At 61.8% G+C, this 22,783-nt stretch carries 19 protein-coding genes and 2 pseudogenes; 12 read left to right on the top strand and 9 right to left on the bottom strand.

Features of this window, described 5'->3' with window-relative positions; all coding sequences use genetic code 11:
- Positions 1 to 7 precede the first annotated feature (7 nt).
- From AC0L24_RS25475 to AC0L24_RS25495, 5 genes are read left to right on the top strand one after another with little or no spacing between them, the layout of a single operon-like run.
- Positions 8 to 502 carry a TadE/TadG family type IV pilus assembly protein gene (locus AC0L24_RS25475; protein ID WP_473564264.1) on the top strand — a complete coding sequence of 165 codons (495 nt, stop codon included), beginning with the start codon at positions 8 to 10 and terminating at the stop codon, positions 500 to 502.
- A gap of 41 nt (positions 503 to 543) precedes the next feature.
- Complete coding sequence (locus tag AC0L24_RS25480) at positions 544 to 1,140, top strand: TadE family protein (protein WP_473564265.1); 597 nt, start codon at positions 544 to 546, stop codon at positions 1,138 to 1,140.
- Positions 1,137 to 2,300 carry a CpaE/TadZ family protein gene (locus tag AC0L24_RS25485; RefSeq protein WP_473564266.1) on the top strand — a complete coding sequence of 388 codons (1,164 nt, stop codon included), beginning with the start codon at positions 1,137 to 1,139 and terminating at the stop codon, positions 2,298 to 2,300. The genes AC0L24_RS25480 and AC0L24_RS25485 overlap by 4 nt, the downstream gene beginning before the upstream one ends.
- Complete coding sequence (locus tag AC0L24_RS25490; RefSeq protein WP_473564267.1) at positions 2,284 to 2,874, top strand: L,D-transpeptidase; 591 nt, start codon at positions 2,284 to 2,286, stop codon at positions 2,872 to 2,874. The genes AC0L24_RS25485 and AC0L24_RS25490 overlap by 17 nt, the downstream gene beginning before the upstream one ends.
- The gene (locus AC0L24_RS25495) at positions 2,871 to 3,464 is read left to right on the top strand and encodes a hypothetical protein (protein WP_473564268.1); all 594 of its coding nucleotides are present in this window, start codon (positions 2,871 to 2,873) and stop codon (positions 3,462 to 3,464) included. The genes AC0L24_RS25490 and AC0L24_RS25495 overlap by 4 nt, the downstream gene beginning before the upstream one ends.
- An 11-nt stretch (positions 3,465 to 3,475) precedes the next feature.
- Here the strand turns inward: AC0L24_RS25495 and AC0L24_RS25500 are convergent, their stop codons facing one another.
- The 6 genes from AC0L24_RS25500 to AC0L24_RS25525 form a co-directional block, all read right to left on the bottom strand.
- Positions 3,476 to 4,009, bottom strand: coding sequence for a hypothetical protein (locus tag AC0L24_RS25500; RefSeq protein ID WP_292136929.1), 534 nt, complete (start codon positions 4,007 to 4,009; stop codon positions 3,476 to 3,478).
- 59 nt (positions 4,010 to 4,068) lie between these two features.
- On the bottom strand, positions 4,069 to 4,983 hold the full coding sequence (locus AC0L24_RS25505; protein WP_127395315.1) for a carbohydrate ABC transporter permease: 915 nt from the start codon (positions 4,981 to 4,983) through the stop codon (positions 4,069 to 4,071).
- Between the two features lie 105 nt (positions 4,984 to 5,088).
- A complete protein-coding gene (locus tag AC0L24_RS25510) occupies positions 5,089 to 6,384 on the bottom strand; it encodes an ABC transporter substrate-binding protein (RefSeq protein ID WP_128307608.1) in 1,296 nt (431 codons plus the stop codon).
- Between the two features lie 95 nt (positions 6,385 to 6,479).
- Entirely contained in the window at positions 6,480 to 7,310 is an 831-nt protein-coding gene (locus AC0L24_RS25515; RefSeq protein WP_013530271.1) for a carbohydrate ABC transporter permease, read from the bottom strand.
- Positions 7,307 to 8,482 carry an ABC transporter ATP-binding protein gene (locus tag AC0L24_RS25520; RefSeq protein WP_473564270.1) on the bottom strand — a complete coding sequence of 392 codons (1,176 nt, stop codon included), beginning with the start codon at positions 8,480 to 8,482 and terminating at the stop codon, positions 7,307 to 7,309. The genes AC0L24_RS25515 and AC0L24_RS25520 overlap by 4 nt, the downstream gene beginning before the upstream one ends.
- 174 nt (positions 8,483 to 8,656) lie before the next feature.
- On the bottom strand, positions 8,657 to 9,457 hold the full coding sequence (locus AC0L24_RS25525; protein WP_127318852.1) for an SDR family NAD(P)-dependent oxidoreductase: 801 nt from the start codon (positions 9,455 to 9,457) through the stop codon (positions 8,657 to 8,659).
- Between the two features lie 165 nt (positions 9,458 to 9,622).
- Here AC0L24_RS25525 and AC0L24_RS25530 point away from each other — a divergent pair, with 165 nt between their 5' ends.
- The 6 genes from AC0L24_RS25530 (at position 9,623) to AC0L24_RS25555 (ending at position 16,043) form a co-directional block, all read left to right on the top strand.
- Positions 9,623 to 10,483 carry a DeoR/GlpR family DNA-binding transcription regulator gene (locus AC0L24_RS25530; RefSeq protein WP_292679216.1) on the top strand — a complete coding sequence of 287 codons (861 nt, stop codon included), beginning with the start codon at positions 9,623 to 9,625 and terminating at the stop codon, positions 10,481 to 10,483.
- 39 nt (positions 10,484 to 10,522) lie between these two features.
- Entirely contained in the window at positions 10,523 to 11,323 is an 801-nt protein-coding gene (locus tag AC0L24_RS25535; protein WP_023809131.1) for a BtpA/SgcQ family protein, read from the top strand.
- A 162-nt stretch (positions 11,324 to 11,485) separates the two neighbouring features.
- Positions 11,486 to 13,006: an FGGY-family carbohydrate kinase gene (locus AC0L24_RS25540; protein WP_473564271.1), complete on the top strand. Its 1,521-nt coding sequence runs from the start codon at positions 11,486 to 11,488 to the stop codon at positions 13,004 to 13,006.
- Positions 13,006 to 13,635 carry an HAD family hydrolase gene (locus AC0L24_RS25545; protein WP_127807819.1) on the top strand — a complete coding sequence of 210 codons (630 nt, stop codon included), beginning with the start codon at positions 13,006 to 13,008 and terminating at the stop codon, positions 13,633 to 13,635. The genes AC0L24_RS25540 and AC0L24_RS25545 overlap by 1 nt, the downstream gene beginning before the upstream one ends.
- A 153-nt stretch (positions 13,636 to 13,788) precedes the next feature.
- A complete protein-coding gene (locus AC0L24_RS25550; protein ID WP_127807820.1) occupies positions 13,789 to 14,775 on the top strand; it encodes a tagatose kinase in 987 nt (328 codons plus the stop codon).
- Positions 14,775 to 16,043, top strand: coding sequence for a D-tagatose-bisphosphate aldolase, class II, non-catalytic subunit (locus AC0L24_RS25555; protein ID WP_127807821.1), 1,269 nt, complete (start codon positions 14,775 to 14,777; stop codon positions 16,041 to 16,043). Before AC0L24_RS25550 ends, AC0L24_RS25555 begins: the two co-directional genes overlap by 1 nt.
- 57 nt (positions 16,044 to 16,100) lie before the next feature.
- On the opposite strand, the gene AC0L24_RS25560 is transcribed toward AC0L24_RS25555, so the two are convergent.
- A complete protein-coding gene (locus AC0L24_RS25560; protein WP_127807822.1) occupies positions 16,101 to 17,447 on the bottom strand; it encodes an NAD(P)/FAD-dependent oxidoreductase in 1,347 nt (448 codons plus the stop codon).
- A 1,076-nt stretch (positions 17,448 to 18,523) separates the two neighbouring features.
- Here AC0L24_RS25560 and AC0L24_RS25565 point away from each other — a divergent pair.
- Complete coding sequence (locus AC0L24_RS25565) at positions 18,524 to 19,915, top strand: phospholipase D-like domain-containing protein (RefSeq protein ID WP_473564272.1); 1,392 nt, start codon at positions 18,524 to 18,526, stop codon at positions 19,913 to 19,915.
- A gap of 86 nt (positions 19,916 to 20,001) precedes the next feature.
- Here the strand turns inward: AC0L24_RS25565 and AC0L24_RS25570 are convergent.
- Together AC0L24_RS25570 and AC0L24_RS25575 are read right to left on the bottom strand one after the other, a co-directional pair.
- Positions 20,002 to 21,038: pseudogene (locus AC0L24_RS25570) on the bottom strand (sensor histidine kinase).
- A pseudogene (locus tag AC0L24_RS25575) lies at positions 21,038 to 22,523 on the bottom strand (ATPase domain-containing protein). Before AC0L24_RS25575 ends, AC0L24_RS25570 begins: the two co-directional pseudogenes overlap by 1 nt.
- Between the last annotated feature and the right edge of the window lie 260 nt (positions 22,524 to 22,783).

Below are 22,783 nucleotides of genomic sequence, written 5' to 3' on the forward strand. Positions count from 1 at the left end.
AGTCGACATGACCAGGTTCGGCAAAATCATCAGGCGGTTCCAGGGCGATGAAAATGGCGCTGCTTTGGTGGAAGCCGCGATCACCATTCCCCTCGTGTTGCTGTTATCGGCCGGTGTGTTTGAGTTCTCCAACATCCTGAACACGCGCCTGCTTCTCGAAGCCGGCGTTGAGGATGCGGCTCGCTACATGGCACGATGCAGTAGCGATTGGGCGACTTGCAAGGGCCGGGCCGAAAACCTTGCAGCCAATGGGGTGGTCGCCAACGGCAGCGCTAGAGTGGCTGGGTGGCTTCCAACGGCAGTTTTGATCACCACGGCGGTGTCCACGCCCGCGGTCGATGTAGCCACGGGCACGCAGCTTTATCTTAGCAGCAAAAGCACGGTCGATGTCGTGGACGTCACTACCACCTATTCCTATACAGGCTCCGGATTCTTGTCGTACCTTGGCTTTAGTCCGCTGACCCTCAGCGTGTCCCATCAGGAACGAGTCATTGGATGGTGACGGAGCGCATCAAGTTTTGGGCTAGCCAGTCCGGAGCAACAATGGTCGAAATGGCCATAGTGATGCCGCTACTGTTAACGCTTCTGCTTGGCTTCGTCGATTTCGGCTACGCCTTTTACCAATGGAATGCAGGGAATAAAGCGGTGCAAGCCGGCGCAAGGCTGGCGCAGATCTCAGACCCGATCGCGCCCCAAATCGCGGCGGCTGGACTGACGACAACACCAGGCGATCCGATCCCCATCGGCGACTATGACTTTACGTGCAATGGCTCCACCAGCACTTGCAGTTGTATCGGCACCGGATGCACAGCAACATTCACCGCCGCCAATTTCAGCAAGATCTTTCGCGGAGACGCGACGGGCACCGGCACCTGCCCGCCCCTTGCTGCAGGACAGCGGCCGGGCATGTGCCATTTCTTTCCGATGCTCCAGCCGGCCAACGTGGTGGTCCGATACGCAGCCACGGGATTGGGATATCAAACCCGTCCGGGCGGGCCGGTGCCAACAATAACCGTCAGTTTGCAGGGCGTGACATTCCAATTCTTCTTTCTCGGCGCCTTGCTCGGTTTCAACAATATCACCATGCCCTCCATGCTGAGCACGGTCACGGGCGAAGATCTGAAGAGTACCGCGTCATGAATGCCATCAACACCAAGGTTACGCCGACCAAGCGCAAGCAAGTCGCGTTGTTTTCGTCGGATCCGAATTTCAAGCGCGATGTGGCGACGCGGCTCGATGCGCTGGCGATCTACGACGTCAGGGTTTCCGAGACGAGCGACTTCCTCAAGGGGCCGCCGGCCGATACGCGCCCGGGCATCGTCATCGTCGATCTCGGCAATGGCGAGCTGCTCGGCAGGGCCGGCATCGTCGAGGCGCGCGCGCTGTGGGCCAGCGTGCCGCTGATCGCGGTTTCCGACGAACTGAGCTCGGAACAAACGCGCGTGCTGGTGCGCATGAACGCCTCGGACTGGCTGCACAAGCCGCTCGACGGCAAGGAGCTGCTCAATGCGGTGACCTTCCACGACACCGGCAACCAGGGAACGAAGAGCCGGATCATCACCTTCATCGGCGCCAGCGGCGGCGCCGGCGCCACGACGCTGGCGCTGTCGGCGGCCGAACATCTCGCCTCGAAATCGGCCGAGCGCGCGGCGTCCACCTGCCTCGTCGACCTGGATTTCCAGAGCGCCAATTGCGGCGCCTATCTCAATCTGTTCAACCAGTTCGACCTTGCCGGCATCATCGGCCAGCCGGAGCGGCTCGATGTCGAGCTGATGGACGTCATCAAGCTGTCGCGCCCGTCCGGCCTCACGCTTTACGCATTCGAACGGCCGCAACTGCCCTTCGAGCCGCATGGCAGCGATTTCGTCTTCCGGCTGCTCGACCTCGTCGCCTACCGCTTCGACGACATCGTCATCGACCTGCCCAATCTCGAAACGCCCTGGCACAATTCCGTGCTGTCGACGAGCGACGAGATCTTCATCGTCTTCGAACTCAATGTCGCGTCGCTGCGGCAAGGCAAGCGGCTCTACAAGAAGATCCGCGAGCTGCGCGGCAATGCGGTCAGCATCACGCTGGTCGCCAACAAGCACAAGCGCAAATGGTTCGGGAACCATTTTTCGCGCAGCGAGCTCGAAAAGATCTTCAAGGCGCCGCACATCAAGTCGGTCGCGCTCGACAACGCCCTTCTGACCGATGCGCTGAACAGGGCCATTCCGCCTTCCGAAGTGGATGGGCGGGCGCGCTTCAACAAGGATCTGAAGCGGATGTTCAAAGAGCGGCTCGATGATGCTGCCCGATAGATATCGGATCGCCCCGAAGCTCGCCGGCGCCTGCGTGCTCGGCGTGGCGCTGGCGCTGTCCGTCCACGACTTCGCCGAGGCGCGGTCGGCTCTTTCGGAGCGGCCGCCGCTGCCGGCGATGGGACCCAGCCTGCGCAAGGCCGTTGCCTTTAGAACCGCCGAGCAGCCGGGCACGATCGTCATCCGCAAGGACGAGAAGGCGCTTTACCTGGTGACCCGCCAGGGCCAGGCGCTGCGCTACCAGATCAGCGTGGGGCGCGACGGGTTCGGCTGGACGGGCATCGTCAAGGTCGGGGCGAAGACCGAATGGCCGGAGTGGCGCCCGCCGCAGGAAATGCGCGCCCGCCAGCCGGAGCTGCCGAAAATGGTGCCCGCCGGCCCCTACAACCCGCTCGGCGCAAGGGCGCTCTACCTGTCGCGGGACGGGCGCGACACGCTCTACCGCATACACGGCACCAACGACCCGTCGGGTGTCGGCTTCGACGGGACATCGGGCTGTTTTCGTCTCACCAACACGGATGTGATCGATCTTTTCAAACGCGTCGCGGTTGGCGCAAAGGTGGTGGTCCAATGACGATGATCAGCGAACCGGACATGCCGGCGATCGATATCGGAAACCAGGAACAGCGCGAACCGGTTGCCACCGAGAAATTCAGCAAGGCAAAGACGATCGGCGTCATCGTCGCCGGTGGGGCGCTTCTTATCACTGCGGTCAACATGGCGGCCGCGGTCTATCTCTATCGGGGCATGAGCGACCTGCGTTTCGTCGAAGCGCGGCTGGAGCAGCTCGGCGCGTTCGAGCAGCGGATCGCGGCCCGGCTCGACACGGTCAACAACGGTTTTCAGAGCCGGTTCGAGAAACTGGACAGCCAGTTGCAAGGCAGCTTCAACGAGATCGATGCCAGCATTGCCCGGTTGGGACAGAGTGTGCCGGCTGCCGGCGGCGAAGCCATGTCGAGTGCGGAAGAACCGTCCGAGATCGCCACCAGCACGCTGGCGCAAGCGCCCGAAGCGCTCGACGGCGAGAGCGCGAGCGAGCCCGGCGTCATCGAAGCGCCCGCACCCCGGAGGAGAATCGCGTCGGCCTCGCCCCCTGCCCCAAGCTCCAACTACCAGCGCATCCAGCAGCCCGACGGCAAGGTCTATTACCGCCGGATCAACTAGACGCCATTGCTCTAGAGATCGCGCTGCAGCGCCAGGATGCGGATGGCCCGGACGGACCGCTCCCGCGCCTCAGTGAGGAAGGCGATGTGGCAGTAGGCACAGGCCACGATGCCCAAAAGCAACACCAGGCTGTTCTTCAAGGTGAAATCGACGGCCAGCGAATACGGAAGACCCTTGGGCGAGGTGAATTCGGCAATCGTGCTGGCCGTTTCCGAATGGCTGCCGACGGCGATCATCAGGCCAGCGAAAATCAGGGCGACATGGTTGGCGAGGAACGAGGATGCCGATCTTTTGGCGTGGCACGCCACCCAGCAGACGATCGCTGCGGCGGCAAGAATGACGGCGTCGATAGCCATGGAGCCGCCCAGCCAGACATCGACCTGCTGCCAAAGCACCGTCGACAGAGGGCGCAGTTCAAGCCATAGCCACCATGCGGTGGGGCTGGCCGGATAGGTGCCCAGCAACAAGGTCGCCATGCGCTCCCCTGCCAGGACCGCCAGAATGAGAAACGGAAAGGCGAAAAGCAGAAGCGGCTGGCGTTTCATGTTCCCTCGACAATCTGCAAGCCAGGATAGGCCGTATAGATTGCTCAAGGCTTAACAGCCTACTTACGGCCCTCTCCCGATTGCGAGCGTTCGAGGACGGCAAAGAAGATCACGGTGAGCAGAAGGACGATCAGCAGCAGCACGAACGCGGCGGCCGCGCCTTCGTTGAGCGAAAGGCCGAGAAAGGCACGGCGATAGGCAAAGAAGCTCAGCACTTCGGTCGCGTTGCCAGGCCCGCCCTTGGTCAGGACATAGGGCAGATCGTAGGTCCGGAACTCGTTGATCAGCTGGATGATGATGGTGATCGCCGCGACCGGCCGCAGCATCGGCAGGGTGATGTAGAAGAATTGCTGCCAGCCGCGTGCGCCGTCCACTTCAGCCGCCTCATAGGGATCTCGCGGCAAAGCTGCGAGCCCCGCGGCGAGGATCAGCACGACGAAGGACATTTGCTGCCAGATGTCGATCGCCGCCATCGTCCAGAGCGCCATGCCTGGCGTGCCTAGCCAGTCGAGGCGCGGCAGGCCGAACGTTTCCATCAGATGATTGGCGATGCCGAGATTGGGCTGGAGCAGCATGCGCCAGATCAGGGCGACGCTGATCGGCGACATCGCCATGGGAATGGTCAGAACCGCGAAATAGACCGGCTTCATCCGGACCGTCCGGTTGAGCATCAGGGCGATGCCCAGCCCGATCACGAACTCGCCGACCACCGTCACCGCCGAATAGCGCACGGTGAGCCAGAGCGCGTTCCAGAACAGCTCATCACCGATCATCGAGGCGAAATTCTTGAACCCGACAAGCGGCAGAAGCTGCGGCTTGATCAAGGTCATCGAGGAAATCGAGAGGATGCAGGCATAGGCCAGCGGAAAGCCCATCACGATCGCCAGCAGCAACAGGCCGGGCAAGGCAAAGGCCCAGCCGGTCCGCCACTCGCGGCCACGGGCAGCCCATCCTTTTTTGATCGCATTGTGCATCGTGGCCGAGCCTTGGTCGGTTGCTGATCTCGTCAAGATCCGGGGTCTGACAAGATCCGGCGCGGCTGGCACCGCCGCGCCGGATCTCCTTGCCGAGCCGGACCGCTATTTGTCGAGGAGCCCCTGCAAGCCGTCGGAAGCCGCCTTCAGCGCCGCGTCCGATGTCGCCTGGCCGCCAGCCGCCAGCGAGAGCTGGGTACCGAGCAGATCCTCGTATTGCGCCGAATAGGTGAAGATCGGGAACGACTTGCCGGTCGCCACCACATCCTCGGCGGTCTTGTAGAAGGGATATTTCGCCAGCACCGCCGCATCGGCATAGACATCGCTGCGCACCGGCGCGTGGCCCTCGAGCGCGCGCTTCACCGAAACATCCTTGCTCTGCACCCACTGTATGAAGGTCCAGGCGGCTTCCTGCTCTTCCGGCGACGTGTTCTTGGGAATGCCCCAGCCCCAACCGCCGCTTTCGCCATGGCCACCCGGCATCACCGACAGGCCGACCTTGCCGGCGACCGTCGGACACTTCACGGCATCGTCCATCTGCGGCAGCATCCACCAATAGGTGACCATGCTGAAGGCGGAACCGCTGCACATCAGGCGCATGGTGTCATCGAGTGTCGCCGATATGGCACCCTGCTGGGCGCCATGCTGGATGTTGTCGACATAGAGATCGAGCGCCTTCTTGGCCTCTGCCGTGTCGAGGCTCGCCTTGCCGTCGGCATTGAGATAGCTGCCGCCGGCGGAGAACAGGTAATTGGAGAATTCCATGCTGTTGGGATCGCCGCGCTGGCCCTGCATCGCGGCTCCGGCGACGCCGGCATTGGCCTTCATGAATTTGGAAATCGCCACATAGTCTTCGAGGGTCGTCGGCAAAGCGAGTTCCTTGCCGGTTGCCGTCTTGTAGGCGGCCTTGAGCTTCTCGTCGCCGATCAGGTCCGTGCGGTAGAGGAGGCCCATCGAGTAGTTGTACATGGGCACCAGGAACAGCTGATCCTTGGTCCGGCCGAGCAGGTCAAGCGTCGAGGGAATGAAGGGGCCTAGATCGTATTTGGATTTCTCGACGAAGGGTTTCAGATCGGCGAGCCAGCCGGCGGCCGGAAATTCGCCGGCCCACAGGAAGTCGACCTCGAGCACATTGTAGTAGCTCTGCGGCGCGGTCAGCTGGGACACCAGCTTGTCGTGCATGTCGGGATAGCCGATCTTCTCGAACTCGACCTTGATGCCGGTCTGCTTCTCGAATTCGGGCAACAGCGCTTCGATGATCTTGGTTTCCGGCACGTCCTCCATCAAGGCGTGCAAGGTGATGGGCTCAGCCGCCCTGGCCGGAAGCGATGCGCTGACAACAGCTGCCCCGCTCACGGCCGTCATCAGCATTTTGATCAAGGTCTGCTTGTTCCAAGTCATAACTCTCTACTCCTCTTTCCCTCTGGACGCGGCGGTGATCCCGTCACGATTTCATAACCGACTAGCGAGCCATGTCGGCTCTCGGAGCGGCCGGCCTATTTCACGCTGCCGAACGTCAAGCCCTGGACGATGAAACGCTGGATGAAGCGGGACGCCACGACCAGCGGCAGGATGGCAAGGACGACGCCGGCAGAGACCTTGGCGATCTGAACGCCGTTCGAGGTCTGCAACGCGGCGAGCGCAACCGGTATGGTCGCCGTCTTCGGCCCGCTCAAAACCAGGGCAAACAAAAACTCATTCCACGCCAGGATGAAGCCGAGGACGCCGGCGGCCGCGATACCGGGCATCGACACCGGCAGCACAATGCGCCAGAAGGCGCCCCAGGCGGTCGCGCCGTCGGTCATCGCCGCCCACTCCAGATCGACTGGAATGCCTTCGAAGAAGCCCATCAGGATCCAGGTCAGGAAAGGCAGGTTGAGCGCGGCATAGACGATGATCAGCCCGGTCAGCGAATTGCTGAGCTCCAGGCTTCGGAACAGCGTGAAGGTCGGCAGCACCAGCGCCACGGGCGGCAGCATTTGCGTCGCCAGAACGGCAAAACGCGCCCACCGACCGCCCGTACGGAAGCGGGCGAAGGCATAACCGGTGGTGGCGGCAAAAGGCAATGCGAGCAGAACCGAACCGAGCGCGACGATCAGGCTGTTGAGGTAGGACTGACCGAAGCGGCTCGACAGGAGCGCCGAATAATTGTCCGTCGTAAAGGCCGGCATCAGCTCGTTGCTGTAGGATAGCTGCTCGGGCACGAAGCTCGTCCGCAGCACCCAGAGCGGCGGCAGCAGCACGATGGCGCAAACGACAATCAGCCCGAAATGCAGGCCGAAGCGGCGACGAAAGGCCGGCCGCTCGTTTCTGTCCATGCTGGTCATCGAGTGGCCCCCATGAGGCTCGGCCGCGCGATCACCAGTTCGGTTTCGGGATCAAACAGGTGCATCGGCAGCGGGTCGATGTAGAGTTCGACGATCGAGCCGACGGGCGCCGTGAAATAACGGCTCAGGCGGGCGGCGATCTCCAACGGCTTGTCGCCTCCGGCGGGGCGGGCATCGTCCGTGCCGGTGGCCTGACCGGCAATCTGGCCGATCAGGACGTTCTCGGCGCCGAGGGCCTCGACGGCCACGACCCGTACGGCAATCTTCTGCCAGTCCGGCTTGTCGGGGCTTTCATGGAAATCCTCAGCCCGCACGCCCAGAATGACGCGGCGCCCGACACGCTCGCCATAGACGTTGCGGTGGCGGGCAGGGACGGCAAGCACGGCACCACTATCGGTCAGGACGGAGAGCCCTTCGCCAGGTGCGGCCTGGAGCGTGGCCGGAATGAGGTTCATCGGCGGCGTCGCCAGGAAGCGCGCGACGAAGGTGTTGACCGGGTCGGCATAGACTTCAAGCGGCCGGCCGGCCTGGACCAGGCGACCATCGCGCATGATGCATATGCGATCGCCCATGGTCATGGCCTCGACCTGGTCGTGCGTGACATGGACGATGGTGCGGCCGAGGCGTCGGTGCAGCTTGACGAGTTCGAGCCGCATCTCGGCACGCAGCTGCGCATCGAGGTTGGACAGCGGTTCGTCAAGCAGGAAGGCCGCCGGTTCGCGAACGATCGCCCGGCCGAGCGCGACACGCTGACGCTGGCCGCCCGAAAGCGCTGCCGGCTTGCGGCCGAGAAGATTCTGCAAACCGAGCAGGTTCGCGGCGTCGGCAATCTTGGCATCGATCACTGCTGCGTCGGTGCCGCGCATCTTCAGCCCGAAAGCCATGTTCTGCCGCACCGACATATGCGGATAGAGCGCGTAGCTCTGGAAAACCACCGCGACGTTGCGGTCGCGCGGCGCGACATTGGCGACGCTCTTGCCACCGATGCGAAGATCGCCGGAGGAGATACTCTCCAGGCCGGCAATCATCCGCAGCGTCGTCGACTTGCCGCATCCCGACGGGCCGAGAAAGATCACGAATTCACCATCGGGAATGGTGAGATCGACCTCATGCACCCCGTAATTGCCATTGCCGTAGAGCTTGGAAACGCGATCGAGCTCGATAGACGCCATAGACTTTCCTCATGAACCCGTCTGACCCGGCTGAACGCCGAAGGCCGAAGTCGAGCGAACGGTCATCTTAGAGAACAAAATGTAACATTGAAAGCCTGCCTTCTGATCATATGTGTTCACTTTTTTCGATGGCGCGTGCCAGCATCAGGATCCGGTTACAGCCGCCAAAAGCCGTCAGGTCATGTAGACGCCGCCGGTCACGTTGACGCCCTGGCCAGTCATGAAGCGGGCTTGATCCGAGCAGAGGAACACGACGACGTCGGCGACATCCTCCGGCAGTTCGAGCCGGCCGAGCGGCGTCTGCGCGATATAGTCGGCGACCACCCGTTCGGGCGTGACCTGCCGCAGATGCGCCTCCCATTCGACTTCGCGCGATTGCATGCCGGTCTTGACGAACCCCGGGCAGACGGCATTGACGCGGATTCCCTTGGGCGCGAGCTCGCGGGCAAAGGCCTGCGTCCAGCCGAGCACGGCGAACTTGGATGCCGAATAATGCGCCAGGAGCGGCGCACCGACCTTCGCGGCAAGCGAGGCGGTGTTGACGATGCAGCCCGTGCCTTGCTTGACAAAATGCCGTCCAGCGATCTGATTTGCGAGGAATACCCCGCGCGCATTGACCGAGAAGTTGAAGTCCCACTCCTCGTCGGTCAGATCGAGCGCGTGCTGCATGGTGGACACGCCGGCATTGGCAATCAGGATATCGCAGCCGCCTAGCGCTTCCAGCACAGTGGCAAAGGCCGCCTCGACGGAATCGCGACGGCGAACATCGACCGTGACGGCGGCGGCACCGCCGCCAATCTCCTCGGCCGCCTTGCGCGCCGCGTCGGGATCCAGATCGCCGATCGCCACGGCGACACCCTGCCGCGTCAGGGCGGTCGCGATCGCGCGACCGATCCCCGCGCCGCCACCCGTCACAAAGGCACGCTTGCCCGCGAGTTCGGCAAGCACTGGAGGAATGACGGAGGCAGCCGGCATGGTCGTATTCTCTCTGCTTGGTGGCGGAATGCGTTCTGTTGATATGGAGATGCATACCAATAAATTCGAACACTGCAAACATATTTTTGTTTGAAAATGTTTGATCATACGGTAGAGTTGAAGTTGCAGACCGCTTCGTCAGCGGCTTACCCACCGGATACATCGATGGCCGACGACACCGCCTCTCCTCTATCGTCCACGCATGGCGCACCGCGCGATGCCGACCGTCAGCGCCTTCTCGCGCACGATCGACAGGCACGCATCCTGGCTTTCCTGCGCCGCACGGGGTCGCTCACCGTCGCTGCGGCAGCGGCCGAACTCGCCGTTTCCGACATGACGATCCGCCGCGATCTCGTCGAACTGGAACGCGAGGGCAGGCTGGTGCGAATCCATGGCGGCGCGATCGAGGCCGACAACCCGCCGCTGGTCACCATGGACAGTGAGGAGCCGAGTTTCGATTCGCGCTTGCGCCAGCGCCGTGACCCGAAGGCCGCGATTGCCGCCGCCGCGGCCGCCTTGGTTTCGGGATACCGCACGATCGCATTGGATGTCGGCACCACCACCTATCTGATGGCCGAGCACCTCAAGGACCTTCCGCACGCCAAGGTGTTCACCAACAGCCTCAGGATCGCGGCGGCGCTGAACGGCGGTGTGCCCGAAGTCTATGTTGCCGGCGGCCGCGTACGAGCCGACGAGATGTCGACCGGCGGACCCGCGGCCATCGCCCAGTTCGAGGCGCTGTGGTTCGACGTCGCCGTGATCGGCGTCTCCGGCATCACGGCGGACGGCCTCTTCGACTATTCCTTCGATGATACCGACATGAAGCGCGCCTATCTCAGACGCTCAGGCACCAAGATCGTGCTCTGCGATTCCGCCAAATTCCTGCGCATGTCGCTGGTGCGGATAGCGCCACTGTCGGACATCGACATCCTCATCACCGATGCCGAGCCGCCGGCCAAGATCGCCGCAGCGCTCGCCGCGGCCAAGGTCGACCTGCGCATCGCGCCGCCGCTGACGCGCGACTGAGGCGCAACATTTTCACTTTATCCCCAAGGAGACGACTCGATGGTATTTGAATTTTTCGGCGACAAGAAGAAGGCTGTCATCTCGATGGCACATATCGGTGCCCTGCCGGGAACGCCCCTCTATGATGCCGATGGCGGCCTCGACAAGCTGATCGATGGCGTGCTCTCCGACATCCGCAAGCTGCAGAGCGGCGGCGTCGATGCCATCATGTTCGGCAACGAGAACGACCGCCCCTATGTCTTCAAGGCGCCGCCCGAAGGCATTGCCGCCATGACCGCGATCGTCCAGGCGGTGAAACCCGAGCTGAAGGTGCCGTTTGGCGTCAATTATCTCTGGGACCCGACTGCCAGCGTCGCGATCGGGGCGGCCACCGGAGCCCGTTTCGTGCGCGAGATCTTCACCGGCCTGTTTGCTTCCGACATGGGCCTGTGGGAGCCCGATTGCGCCGCCGCCTCGCGCCTGCGGCACAATCTTGGCCGCGACGACATGAAGCTTCTCTTCAACATCAATGCAGAGTTCGCACACTCGCTCGACCAGCGTCCTATTGAATTGCGCGCCAAGAGCGCGGTGTTCTCGTCGATGGCCGACGCCATCCTCGTTTCCGGTCCGATCACTGGCCAGCCGGCCGACCAGTCCCACCTGCGCAGCGTCTGCGAGACGATCAAGGACGTGCCGGTCTTCGCCAACACCGGCGTGAACATCGACAATGTCCGCGATGTCCTTTCGCTGGCGAGCGGGGTCGTGATCGGGACCCATTTCAAGATCGATGGCAATACCTGGAACGCCGTCGACGGCGATCGGGTCAAGCGCTTCATGGACGTTGTCGCCACTTTGCGCTGAGAACGGCTTCCACGGCGATGCCGGCCATCGCGCCGGCTCGCGGTGATCATATCGATCGTTGCGGGCCGGCGTCCGGAATGATCGACTGGTATCGAGCAGCGGGACACGACGAGGCAGACAGGTTCGCCCGCCTGCCCTTCCCGGCATTTCAATGGATTCGACATGGCGTTCGTTCTCGGTCTCGATATCGGCACCACCTCGACGATCGGCATTCTGATCCGGCTTCCCGATCAGGTGCTGGGCCTCGCCTCGCGCCCCGTCACGCTGCATTCCGAGCATGCGGGCTGGGCCGAGGAAGATCCCGCGCAATGGTGGACCAATGTCCGCGACATCGTGCAGGAGTTGCTGAGGACCAGCGGCATCAAGGCCGAAGAGATCGTGGCGATCGGCACCACCGGCATGCTGCCGGCGGTCGTTCTTCTGGACGAGCAGGGCGAGGTGCTGCGACCGAGCATTCAGCAGAGCGACGGCCGCTGTGGCGCCGAAGTGGCCGAACTGCGGACCGAATGCGATGAGGCGGCTTTCATCGCCAAGGCCGGCAACGGCATCAACCAACAGCTGGTCACCGCAAAGCTGCGCTGGATAGAGCGTCACGAGCCGAAGGTGTTCAGCCGCATCGCCACCGTTTTCGGCTCCTATGACTATATCAACTGGCGCCTCACCGGTGAACGTGCGGTCGAGCAGAACTGGGCGCTGGAGGCCGGCTTCGTCGATGTTTCGACGCACCGGATCGACGACGACCTGGTGGCGCTCGCCCACATACCGCGCTCGGCCGTGCCACGAAAGATCGCCTCGCATGAGATCCTCGGCTCCGTCTCGGCGAAGGCCGCGGATGAGACCGGCCTGATGGCGGGAACACCTGTCGTCGGTGGTGCGGCCGACATGATCGCTTCCGCGCTCGGCGCCGGAGTTGCCAAAGCAGGCGATGTCCTCCTGAAATTCGGCGGCTCGGTCGATATCCTGATCGCCACCGATCAGATCAAGCCAGATCCCCGCATGTATCTCGATTACCACCTGGTGCCGGGCCTGTTCATGCCCAATGGCTGTATGTCGACCGGCGGCTCGGGCCTCAACTGGTTCGTACGCAATTTCGCCGGCGGCGAGATGGTCACGGCACAGGCCGATGGCATTTCGGTACACCAGCGGCTCGATGCGCTGGCGGCAGAGCGTCCCGCCGGTGCCGACGGCCTCACCGTCCTGCCCTACTTCCTCGGCGAGAAGACGCCGATCCATGATCCAGCGGCTCGTGGCGTGATCGATGGGCTGACGCTGTCGCACGATATCGGCCATGTCTGGCGCGCTTTGCTCGAGGCCTATGCCTTCGCCATCGCGCATCATATCGAGGTGCTCAACGACATGGGCCACCGGACCGAGCGCTATCTCGCCTCCGACGGCGGCTCAAGCAGCAAGGTCTGGATGCAGATTGTCGCGGATGTCCTGCAAAAGCCGGTCCAACGCCTGACCGGGCACCCCGGCTCTTGTATCGGCGCTGCCTGGACGGCGGCGATCGGCGTCGGCCTGACCGACGACTGGTCGGGCGTTTCCGGTTTCGTCAGCTTCGCCGACCGGCTCGATCCCGACCCACGCAAGGCTGACATCTACCGCGACGGCTATCGCCGCTATCGCGATCTTTATGCGCGCCTGTCGGCTCCTGGCGCGACCAGAGCGGGATCGTCATCGTGATGTATCGCGCCGTCGCCTGGGACATCGACGGAACGCTGATCGACAGCGAGCCGTTGCATCATCAATCCCTCCTCGCCGGCTGCCGCAACTGGAACGTCGATCTTGACGACCTGCCCGACCAAGCCTTTCGCGGCATCCATATGGGCGACGTCTGGACAACGCTGCGTCCGCGTCTCCCGGTCGGGCTCGACCAGGCGGAGTGGCTCGCCGCTATCAATGCCCACTACGTCGCGAACCGGGCGAACGCCGTCCCGATCCCCGAGGCGGTCGAGACGATTCGGACCCTGGCTGACCGCGGCGTCCCGCAGGTCTGCGTCTCGAATTCCGGCCGGCAAGTCGTCAATGCCAATCTCGATGCGCTCGGCGTGCTCGACCATATGAGTCTCACAATCAGCCTCGACGACGTGTCGGTCGGCAAACCCGACCCAACGCCCTATCGCGAGGCCTGCCGGCAGCTCGCCATAGCTCCAGGGTCCGTAGTGGCCGTGGAAGACAGCCGCACCGGTACCAAGGCAGCACGGGCCGCTGGTCTGTTCGTGGTCGGCTATCTCCCCAGTGGCGTCCTGCTCGGCGACGTCGATCTCAGCACCAACCGCCTGTCGTCGATCCTGGACCTGTTTCCCAGCTGAGGGTTTGCGCGTCGTTCCAAGTGTGCGCTTGACCATGCATGCAGGTTTGTAGCGTGATGGCAGCTGATCGATTCACATCGATCCGGTAGGAATCCTCTTGCGCCTCGGCGTCGTGAAACCGCGAACGACACCACACCCAGGATTGGACGCTTGATGAACGACCTCCCCCAAACACTTGCAGCGGACTCGCTCGGGCCAACCGTGACGATTGGAGAAATCCTGGTAGAGATCGTCGCGAGGCAGACCGGCACCGGTTTCCGGGAACCGATCGACCTCATTGGCCCCTTTCCGAGCGGCGCGCCCGCCATCTTCATCGATCAATGCGCGCGTATGGGCGGAGCGGCGGCAATGGTGGGCGTGGTGGGCGACGACGATTTCGGCGTGGTCAACATGGAGCGCCTGAAGCGGGACGGCGTAGACATTTCCGCCATCGCTGTTTCCGCGGATTATCCGACCGGCAGCGCCTTCGTTCGCTACCGCACGGACGGGAGCCGCGATTTTGTCTACAACATCGCCAAATCCGCCGCCGCCCGGCTGGAATGGACCCCGCAGGTCGAGGCGCTGATCGCGCGTTGCGGGCATATCCACGTCATGGGAACGGTGTTCGCAAGTCCCGCAGCCTGGGCGATCACCGAACGCGCGATCCCGCTGATCAAGGCACGCGGCGGCACGATGTCGCTCGATCCGAACCTGCGCAAGGAATTGCTGGCGCACGGCCAGACCGAGGAGAAATTCGCCGGCCTGGTGGACGAAGCGGACCTGCTGCTGCCGTCGGGCAATGAATTGTTCCTGGCCGCCGGCATGGACGGCGAGGAACGCGCAATCGAGGCGCTGTTCAGACGAGGGGTCAAGGAGATCGCCGTGAAGCGCGGCGAACATGGCGCGTCAGCCCGTCAAAGCACCGGAGCCCGCGCCGATTGCCCCGGCCTCATCGTCGAGGAAACGGACCCCACCGGCGCCGGCGACTGTTTCGGGGGAGCCTATGTCGCATGCCGGCGGCTGGGGATGGCGCTGCAGACGGCGCTCGAATTCGCCAACGCGGCAGGGGCGCGCAACGTCACACGCCTCGGTCCCATGGAGGGAGCCGGCACGCCGGCCGAGCTGGAAGATTTCATGGCAAGAACGGCGAGAAGAAATTGATGCGTGTGGCGATCGACGATTTGCCGGACCTGCACAGGGACGGGAAGAAAATCGGGGTGACCTCGGTGTGTTCGGCGCACCCATTGGTGCTGAAAGCCGCACTGCGCCACGGGCGGGAAACCGGCACCACCGTCCTGATCGAGGCGACGTGTAATCAGGTCAATCATCTGGGTGGTTATACGGGCATGACGCCGGCCGATTTCGCGGCGATGGTGGAAGCGCTCGCGGCAGCCGAGCAGTGCCCGCAAGAGCTGATCGTGCTTGGCGGGGATCATCTCGGCCCCAATCCCTGGAGAGACCGGCCCGCCGAGGAGGCGATGGCGCAGGCCGGGACGATGATCGATGCCTATGTCCGCGCCGGCTTCCGCAAGATCCACCTCGATGCCTCGATGGGCTGCGCGGGTGAACCGGCGGCGCTAGACGACCACACGGTGGCCGGGCGCGCGGTCAGGCTGGCGGGCGTCGCGGAGCAGGCGGCAGCGCAGAGCGGCGGGGCCAACCCGGTCTACATCATCGGCACGGAGGTGCCGCCGCCCGGCGGCGCCGATCACGCTTTGGATGCGATCACCCCGACCAGTCCGGAGGCCGCTCGCCAGACACATGCCATTCACGCCCAGGCATTCCAAACCGCCGGGCTTGAAAGCGCATTTTCCCGCGTCATCGGGCTTGTCGTGCAGCCGGGCGTGGAGTTCGGCAACCAGAATGTGATTTTCTACGATCGGACCAAGGCCAGCGACCTGGCGGCAACTCTGAGCACATTGCCGTCGCTCATTTTCGAAGCTCATTCGACGGACTATCAGGGCGAGAGGCCGCTGCGTGAACTCGTCGAGGACGGCTTCGCCATCCTCAAGGTCGGCCCCGAGCTGACCTTCAAACTGCGCGAGGCGCTGTACGCGCTCGACCTGATCGCTTCCGACCTGGTGCCTGGCTATGGCGAGCGGCCGCTTTACCACGCCATGGAAGAGCAGATGCAAGCCACCCCCAAGAATTGGGCAAGCCACTATCATGGAAGCGATGCCGACAAGCGGACGCTGCGCCACTACTCCTATTCCGATCGCATCCGATATTATTGGGCGATCCCGCAAGCCCGTGCCGCCTGCAACCGTCTCTTCGATACGTTGAACGGCCGCAAGGTGCCGGTGACGCTGTTTCTCCAGCACCTGCCTTCTGCAGTCACATGGGCTGACCGCGCCTGCGACGTCGAGGAGATCGCGATCGGTCACGTCCGGCGGAGCATCGAGGCCTACGCCGGGGCATGCGGCACCTGAACCCTTCGTCCGGTTGTTCAAGGCCAGAGCGGATGGGCTGGCGGGCGGCAGGAACGCTTACAGCGATGGCCCCAATCGGATCGGACTGCCGTCGCTGAAACGGGATTGACGGAACCTGTAGAGATTGTGCCCGGTCTCGTTGCCTTGGACGAGGTCGGACAGCACACGGCCAATGCCGGGTCCGATGCCGAAGCCGTGACCACTCATCCCGGTCGCTATGACGAGACCTGGGATCGCAGCGGCGCGATCGACGATGGGCACGACATCAGGCATCGCATCGATCATGCCCGCCCAGCTCGCCTTGATCGGCACAGTCGTGAACTGAGGGAAAAGCTCCCTGAACCCGCGGTCGATGGCGCGAAGCGCCGACGTCTCGGGAGCGGGATTGAGGACCCGCATCCGTTCGAAAGGGCTTTCTTCATCCGCGTTCCATCTGCGCGGCGTCGACCAGCCATCCGGGTATCCTCGCGGCGCGGCCGGCAGGTAGCGCGTGCCGAAGGGATTGGCCATCAGGGCGCTGAAATATTTGCCCGCATGGCGAAATGCGTCCGGCCCTATGTAGAGTTGGCTACTGCCTCCCGATGCGAGCGTATACCCGCCATCCTGCCTGCGCCGGAAAGCGATGCATTCATCCGCGGCGGCACCGGTGTGGATTTCCGGCATCGGTGCTGTCGCGGCGACGGTCGCCCTGACGCTGAGCTGCGGAATCGAGATGCCGTGGGCGCGCAGAAAGAGCGACGTCCACGCGCCGCTGGCGACGACGACGCTCGAGGTCGCGATGTGCCCTTTCTCGGTCCAGACGCCACTGATGCGTCCCGCGGAGATGTCGAGCATACGTGCCGCGCAATTCTCGATGATCGTCACACCTTCGCGGGCCGCCAGGCGAGCAAGCGCGGGCACCGCGACCCAAGGTTCCGCCCGCATGTCCGATGGGGTGATCATTGCCCCTTTGAACGGTCGCGACATGGCAGGGATCAGGCTTGCCAACTCACCTTGGTCGAGGAGACACGTGTCGACGCCATGAGCCTGGGCAATATCGAGAAACTTGGCGAAACCGGCCATCTCCTTGTCTGTCCGCGCAAGATAGGTAACGCCCGTCTGCTTCAGTCCTATGTCCTCGCCACATTCCTGCGCCAGTTGCCGCCAGAGGCGCTGCGCTTCGATGACGATCGGCAGTTCGTCGGCATCGCGGCCTTGCTGCCGGATCCAGCCCCAATTGCGCGAGGATTGCTCGGCGGCGATGCGGCCCTTTTCCAGCAGCGTCACCGAGACGTTCCGTCGCGCCAGGAACAGTGCCGTGCTCACGCCAATGACCCCGCCGCCGATGATCACGACGTCCGAAGTCTTCGGCAGGGGCTGCTGGAACTGGATCGGGGTGGCTTCGGTGAAGGGGAAGATTGTCAAAGAGCACCGTCCTTCTTGGTATGCTGCGGCGACATCCGGTCCACGCTGGCAGCGAGATCTGGGCAGCGATATCTGGCCGCCGTGAAATGTCGATACCACGCGAGGAGATTGATCGTCAGCTAGTGCTTGCCGACAAGGACGGCGGCAGATCGCGGGTTTGGAAGAGCCCTGGACAATGAGTCCTGAAACCGCCGGCCTGGCGAGTGTTGCAAGCAGTTCCCGAGAAATCGTTGGCGAGCATGCTTATTCGCAGGCCGGCCCAACTGGTCTGAACCTTGAGCGCGAAGGCCGGAATGCAATAGGTATCACAAAACCGCCAAAATGGCTCAAGGGCCAGAGCAATTTCGTAAATTCGTCCAACCAATCAATTACTTACAGGAAAAACCCGATGGTACCGTTGGCTGGGATCACTCAGCCCGTCACTAGCTGTTTTTGTTACATTTTCCATCTTGCCGGGTGTCGTTTGTATCACAATACGTATCACAATAGGTAACACGATCTCGGCAGCGGATATTCCGCCGGCGACACGGACAGACGCACCTTGCATCGCGTACGAGGCTGCGCAATTTTTGCAAAAGCAGGAACATAGCTGCATCGCCCAAGTTAAATACCGACGGCATTGGACCACGAATTCATTTTCGCATTTTCCAGGCTGCCAGAATGCTCCGGGATTTTTGATGCTCGAACGAATGGGCAGGACAATGTATCGCTGTCACAATGGCACGCTCGATTTTGGAACGGAGCTTTTGACGAACCCTACACGATCGACTAGTTGGCCGAGAAGGTCCGAAAGGTGCTCGATCGAAAGTAACGACTGGCCAGAGGCGATGTACTCAAGTGGCCTACCCATAAGCCACTGTAGGCACGGCGGGGCGGTATGATGCCTCATGGGAACCAGGGGCACTGCCGCGAGTTCTTTGGAATGGCAAACCATACGGTCACAAGCGTGCTTACCTCAATTGGCACATTGACCTCTCGTCCCGCTGCGTTCCTGATCTTGTTGGCTTACGCAATTCTTTGGATGATCTTCGAGCGACAGAGCTTGGATTGGCACGGAGCCGCAATCACGCGGATCGATGATGAAGAGCCCGAGGAGATCGAAAAGCATCGCCATCGCCAGCAGCGGGGCGATTGACGTGCAGCCTTTCGGTTCCGTCGCGTCAGGCGCCCGCAAGAAGACCTCCGGCATTGAGCTTTGGCGAAAGGTGCTCATCTATCTGGCCATCGCCACCATGGCCAGCCTGCTCACGGTGTTGATCATAAGTCTTACTCCAGAGCCGCGCGTTCTACGATCAATCGTCCCCCATCGGTTCGACGCTACGGATCCCCAATTTTCCGAGACGATGAGCAGCTATTCGCAAGGGCAGATGTTCGATTCCAATGCGGTCCAAACTCTCATCAACGGAGACGAAATATTTCCGTCTATGCTGCAAGCAATCGGGACGGCTCGATCCAGCGTCGACATGGAGACATATATTTATTGGTCAGGAGCCATCGGCTACGAGTTCGCGATCGCATTGGCGGCGAAGGCCAGCGAAGGCGTCGAAGTCCGTGTGAACGTCGACTGGGTTGGCAGCCTTCCCTTCGACGAGGACTTGATCCACATCATGACCACTGCCGGTGTGAAGTTCGAACGCTATCGGCCTTTACGCTGGTATACGTTGGACCGTGTAAACAACCGAACTCATCGCAAGCTGCTGATCGTCGATGGCCGGATAGCATTCACTGGCGGCGCCGGCATTGCCGATAATTGGCGCGGGAACGCACGCAACTCAAATGAATGGCGCGACACGCACTACCGGATCGAAGGACCCGCCGTGTCCGCATTCCAAGCGGCGTTCGCGGAAAACTGGCTTGAGACGACCGGCGAGACATTGCAGGGCGGAAAGTTCTACCCTGCAGTTGCGCCCGCTGGTGGGCTCGATGCCCAGTTGATACTTTCTTCGCAGCCAAACGGCTCGGAGAACATGGAGTTGATGATGTTGGCAGCACTAGCCGCGGCCAAGGATCATCTGCGCATCGGCATGGCCTACTTCGTGCCCGACGACATAGCCCTGCAGCAGATTCTTGATGCAAGGAAGCGAGGCGTCTCGGTCGATGTCATCGTTCCCAATTGGCTGACGGATGTGCCCATAGTGCGAAAGGGTTCACGTTATTTCTGGGGCGAATTGCTCAAAGCCGGTGTGCGCATTTTTGAGTTTCAACCCACAATGTACCACCCCAAGCTTTTGATCGTCGACGATGTCTGGGTGAGCGTTGGCTCGGCCAATCTGGATGAGCGTTCCTTGCGCCTCAACGATGAGGCCAGTCTGAACGTCTACGGCATGGAATTCGCGCGAACGCAAATAGACATCTTCAACGAGGACCTGAAACGATCAAGGCAAGTCAGGCTGGAAGAGTGGCAAGCACGTCCGGTGAGCGAAAAGGTCACCGACTACTTTGCCAGCAGGCTACGCTCCCAGCTCTAATAGTGTGGAGATGCAAAGTCCCCGCGATTGCTCGCCAGATAGGCCTTTTGCCGCCAATAGGGCGCCCCCGAAACGGCCCGCGCAGACTAGTAGGCAGGGACAAGCCTGGTGTCCCGAAGGGGCAAGTCCATTGCAAATCTTAACCCCTTGGGGTGGTATTGCAGCTCAACCTTTGCGTCGCACTGCACGGCGACAACCCTCTCTAGCAAGGTTGTGCCAAAACCACTTCGCTGGGGCGGGTGCACCTCAGGGCCATCGCGTTCACGCCAGTCAAGATGAACCACTTGAGCATTTTTGAATTGCGCCACCGACCAGCGTACCTCAAGCCGTCCCCGAGGCCAGGACAACGCTCCGAATTTCGACGAATTCGACGCCAGCTCATGGAAAGCCATGCCCACGGGTATTGCGAGATCCGCGACAAGCGCGACATCAGGCCCTTCCAAGAGAATGCGTGACCTGTCCGTCGTGTCGTAATGCCGAAGCTCGGTTTCCAGCAATTTGTGCAGAAATGCGGTCTGCCAATAATCATCTGTCAGCATCGAATGGGTGTCAGCCAGAGATACCAGCCTGGCCGAGAAATTGCGCACGAAATCATCCACATTGCTGCTTGAGCGGGCTGTTGCCCCCATCATCGCTCTCACATTAGCGAGAGTATTCTTGACGCGGTGATGAAGCTCCCGGATCAACAGCTTCTGACGATGCGCCACTTCCTCTTTGTGCTCGAGCAAGGATTTGACTTCGAGCTGCCGCGTGCGGGCGCGCAGCGCGGAACGCACGGAGTTGGCTAGACTTGATGCCAGAAACGGCCGCTCCAGAACGATGAGATAGCGGTCGAGAAATCTCAGCCGCTCGTCGAACTCAGCGCCACGCTCGTGAGCAGAACGATCGGAAAATCAGACCAGGCCGGCTGGCTTTCAAGCCAGGCGGCGAATGGATTGCGATCCGAAGTGAGCAATGCTTCTTCTGCAACGACTAGGCACTGTGCCATATCCAGCAGCGGCAACGTCTCAGCAAGAGTGCTGCAGATATGCGTTACAATGCCCTTCGACGCGAGGATTGATGCCGCGATTTTTGCATCACGGCCGGTCGGTGAGAGGATGAGCACTCCGGGATCCGTTGCCATCACGATGATTTATCTTTGAGAAGATCGCCCTGCTTGCCCTGATAGGAGGGCACCCCCGTCAGGATGCCTCGGAACTGTTCAAGAGGTTCCCCCACGGCGAGGCCGGCGGGGCTGATCTTGAATTCGCGAATGGTGTCTTCATGGGCGCCGACGCGCTTTTTCACTACTGAGATCGCGCGCCTCAACCTCCCGTCATTCTCAAAGAAGCGCAACAACATGACCGAATCGCAGAGGTATGTCATGTCCACGGGCGCCACCATTTGCCCGAGCAATCCGTGGTTGGCGAGCAGAAGGATTGTGACGACGCCTTTTTGATTGAGGTAGGTAAGGATCTCGTGCATTTGCAACACCAGATGCTGTTCCTCGGACATCGCATTCAAGTAGCCGGTTAGGCTGTCGATCACCACAAGCCGCGCATTCGAATGGTCCACGGCGGCTTGGATCCGAGACGACAGCTCTCCGGGTGACAGTTCAGCAGGCTCGACTTTCTCCAGGAGAAGCATGTCACTCTTGATGAACGGTTCCAGGTCCAATCCAAGCCCGGCTGCGCGCGCCAGGAAGATACGCTTCGTTTCATCGAAAAGAAGCACCAGCACCGTCTCGCCGCGCAAAAGCGCGGCGTGGCAGAATGTTGAAGCAATCGTAGACTTGCCTACACCTGATGGCCCGATCAACAAGGTGCTGGTGCCTCGTGACAGCCCGCCGCCCAATAGATTGTCGAGGGAAGTGCCACTTATGGCTGGCGGGCCCTGCTTCCCTTCGTCGTGTTCGCCGGCCACGAGCCGGGGGAAGACCGATACCCCACCTGGCCGGATGACAAAGTCATGGTATCCGCCACGAATTTCCACACCTCTCATCTTGATGACCCGCAAGCGGCGGCGTTCCCCCCCATACACGGGTGACAGCTGCTCCATGCGAATGACCCCATGGCTGATAGAATGCAGGTTCAAATCGTCAAATTCGGCGGTCAGGTCGTCAAGGAGCAGAACCGTTGCGTCGTTAAGAAGGAAGAAGCTCTTCAACGCCAGCACCTGCCGCCGGTAGCGCAAGGAGCCCTGGGATAGGAGGCGTATCTCCGACAGGGAGTCGAAAACGACACGATCCGGCTTAAGACGGCCTATTTCATCCAGTGCGGATTGGACCGTTTCACCCAGTTCAAGGTCGGAGGAGTGCACCAGTGTCTGGCGTTGAGACGGATCGAGGCTGAGCTCCGGGGGTACCAGTTCCAGAATGTCTACGCCGTCTAGTGACATCCCATGACGATTGGCGACCGACAGAAGTTCACGCTTGCTCTCGGAGTGTGATGTAAAGGCACCTGTCTCCGTTCTGTGCGCCGTTGATCAGAAACTGCAGCCCGAGCGTCGTCTTGCCGGATCCAGGCCTGCCCTCGATCAGGTGTGACCGGTATTTGGCATAACCACCTCTCAGGATGTAATCGAGACCCTCGACGCCAGAAGTGATCGGTGATGCATCATCTGTTTCCAAAGTGCCCTCTCGCGCGGACCAGGACCACCGTAACGGCCAGGATTTTCAATGGTTCCCCGGCTGACTTGCAAGGCATCGGCAACACTGTGGGTACGCAAAATCCGGCGCCTACCGCATCGATATTGTTGAGCAGCTTGGTGATTGGCATTGAGGCTAGCAAAGCGTCCGACGTCAGCGTCGCGCTGGCAGACACGATCCGCAAGGATCGGCGGCACCCGCGCGCTGCTGGTTGAGGAAAGGCACGGGCCGTTCGTCCAGCG

It is taken from the genome of Mesorhizobium sp. WSM4809 (assembly GCF_055811655.1).

What these genes read in the sequence shown, in the direction of transcription:
- AC0L24_RS25475 (WP_473564264.1), top strand. Translation starts at nt 8, where the DNA reads ATGACCAGGTTCGGCAAAATCATCAGGCGGTTCCAGGGCGATGAAAAT.
- AC0L24_RS25480 (WP_473564265.1), top strand. Translation starts at nt 544, where the DNA reads ATGGTCGAAATGGCCATAGTGATGCCGCTACTGTTAACGCTTCTGCTT.
- AC0L24_RS25485 (WP_473564266.1), top strand. Translation starts at nt 1,137, where the DNA reads ATGAATGCCATCAACACCAAGGTTACGCCGACCAAGCGCAAGCAAGTC.
- AC0L24_RS25490 (WP_473564267.1), top strand. Translation starts at nt 2,284, where the DNA reads ATGATGCTGCCCGATAGATATCGGATCGCCCCGAAGCTCGCCGGCGCC.
- AC0L24_RS25495 (WP_473564268.1), top strand. Translation starts at nt 2,871, where the DNA reads ATGACGATGATCAGCGAACCGGACATGCCGGCGATCGATATCGGAAAC.
- AC0L24_RS25500 (WP_292136929.1), bottom strand. Translation starts at nt 4,009, where the DNA reads ATGAAACGCCAGCCGCTTCTGCTTTTCGCCTTTCCGTTTCTCATTCTG.
- AC0L24_RS25505 (WP_127395315.1), bottom strand. Translation starts at nt 4,983, where the DNA reads ATGCACAATGCGATCAAAAAAGGATGGGCTGCCCGTGGCCGCGAGTGG.
- AC0L24_RS25510 (WP_128307608.1), bottom strand. Translation starts at nt 6,384, where the DNA reads ATGACTTGGAACAAGCAGACCTTGATCAAAATGCTGATGACGGCCGTG.
- AC0L24_RS25515 (WP_013530271.1), bottom strand. Translation starts at nt 7,310, where the DNA reads ATGACCAGCATGGACAGAAACGAGCGGCCGGCCTTTCGTCGCCGCTTC.
- AC0L24_RS25520 (WP_473564270.1), bottom strand. Translation starts at nt 8,482, where the DNA reads ATGGCGTCTATCGAGCTCGATCGCGTTTCCAAGCTCTACGGCAATGGC.
- AC0L24_RS25525 (WP_127318852.1), bottom strand. Translation starts at nt 9,457, where the DNA reads ATGCCGGCTGCCTCCGTCATTCCTCCAGTGCTTGCCGAACTCGCGGGC.
- AC0L24_RS25530 (WP_292679216.1), top strand. Translation starts at nt 9,623, where the DNA reads ATGGCCGACGACACCGCCTCTCCTCTATCGTCCACGCATGGCGCACCG.
- AC0L24_RS25535 (WP_023809131.1), top strand. Translation starts at nt 10,523, where the DNA reads ATGGTATTTGAATTTTTCGGCGACAAGAAGAAGGCTGTCATCTCGATG.
- AC0L24_RS25540 (WP_473564271.1), top strand. Translation starts at nt 11,486, where the DNA reads ATGGCGTTCGTTCTCGGTCTCGATATCGGCACCACCTCGACGATCGGC.
- AC0L24_RS25545 (WP_127807819.1), top strand. Translation starts at nt 13,006, where the DNA reads ATGTATCGCGCCGTCGCCTGGGACATCGACGGAACGCTGATCGACAGC.
- AC0L24_RS25550 (WP_127807820.1), top strand. Translation starts at nt 13,789, where the DNA reads ATGAACGACCTCCCCCAAACACTTGCAGCGGACTCGCTCGGGCCAACC.
- AC0L24_RS25555 (WP_127807821.1), top strand. Translation starts at nt 14,775, where the DNA reads ATGCGTGTGGCGATCGACGATTTGCCGGACCTGCACAGGGACGGGAAG.
- AC0L24_RS25565 (WP_473564272.1), top strand. Translation starts at nt 18,524, where the DNA reads ATGATGAAGAGCCCGAGGAGATCGAAAAGCATCGCCATCGCCAGCAGC.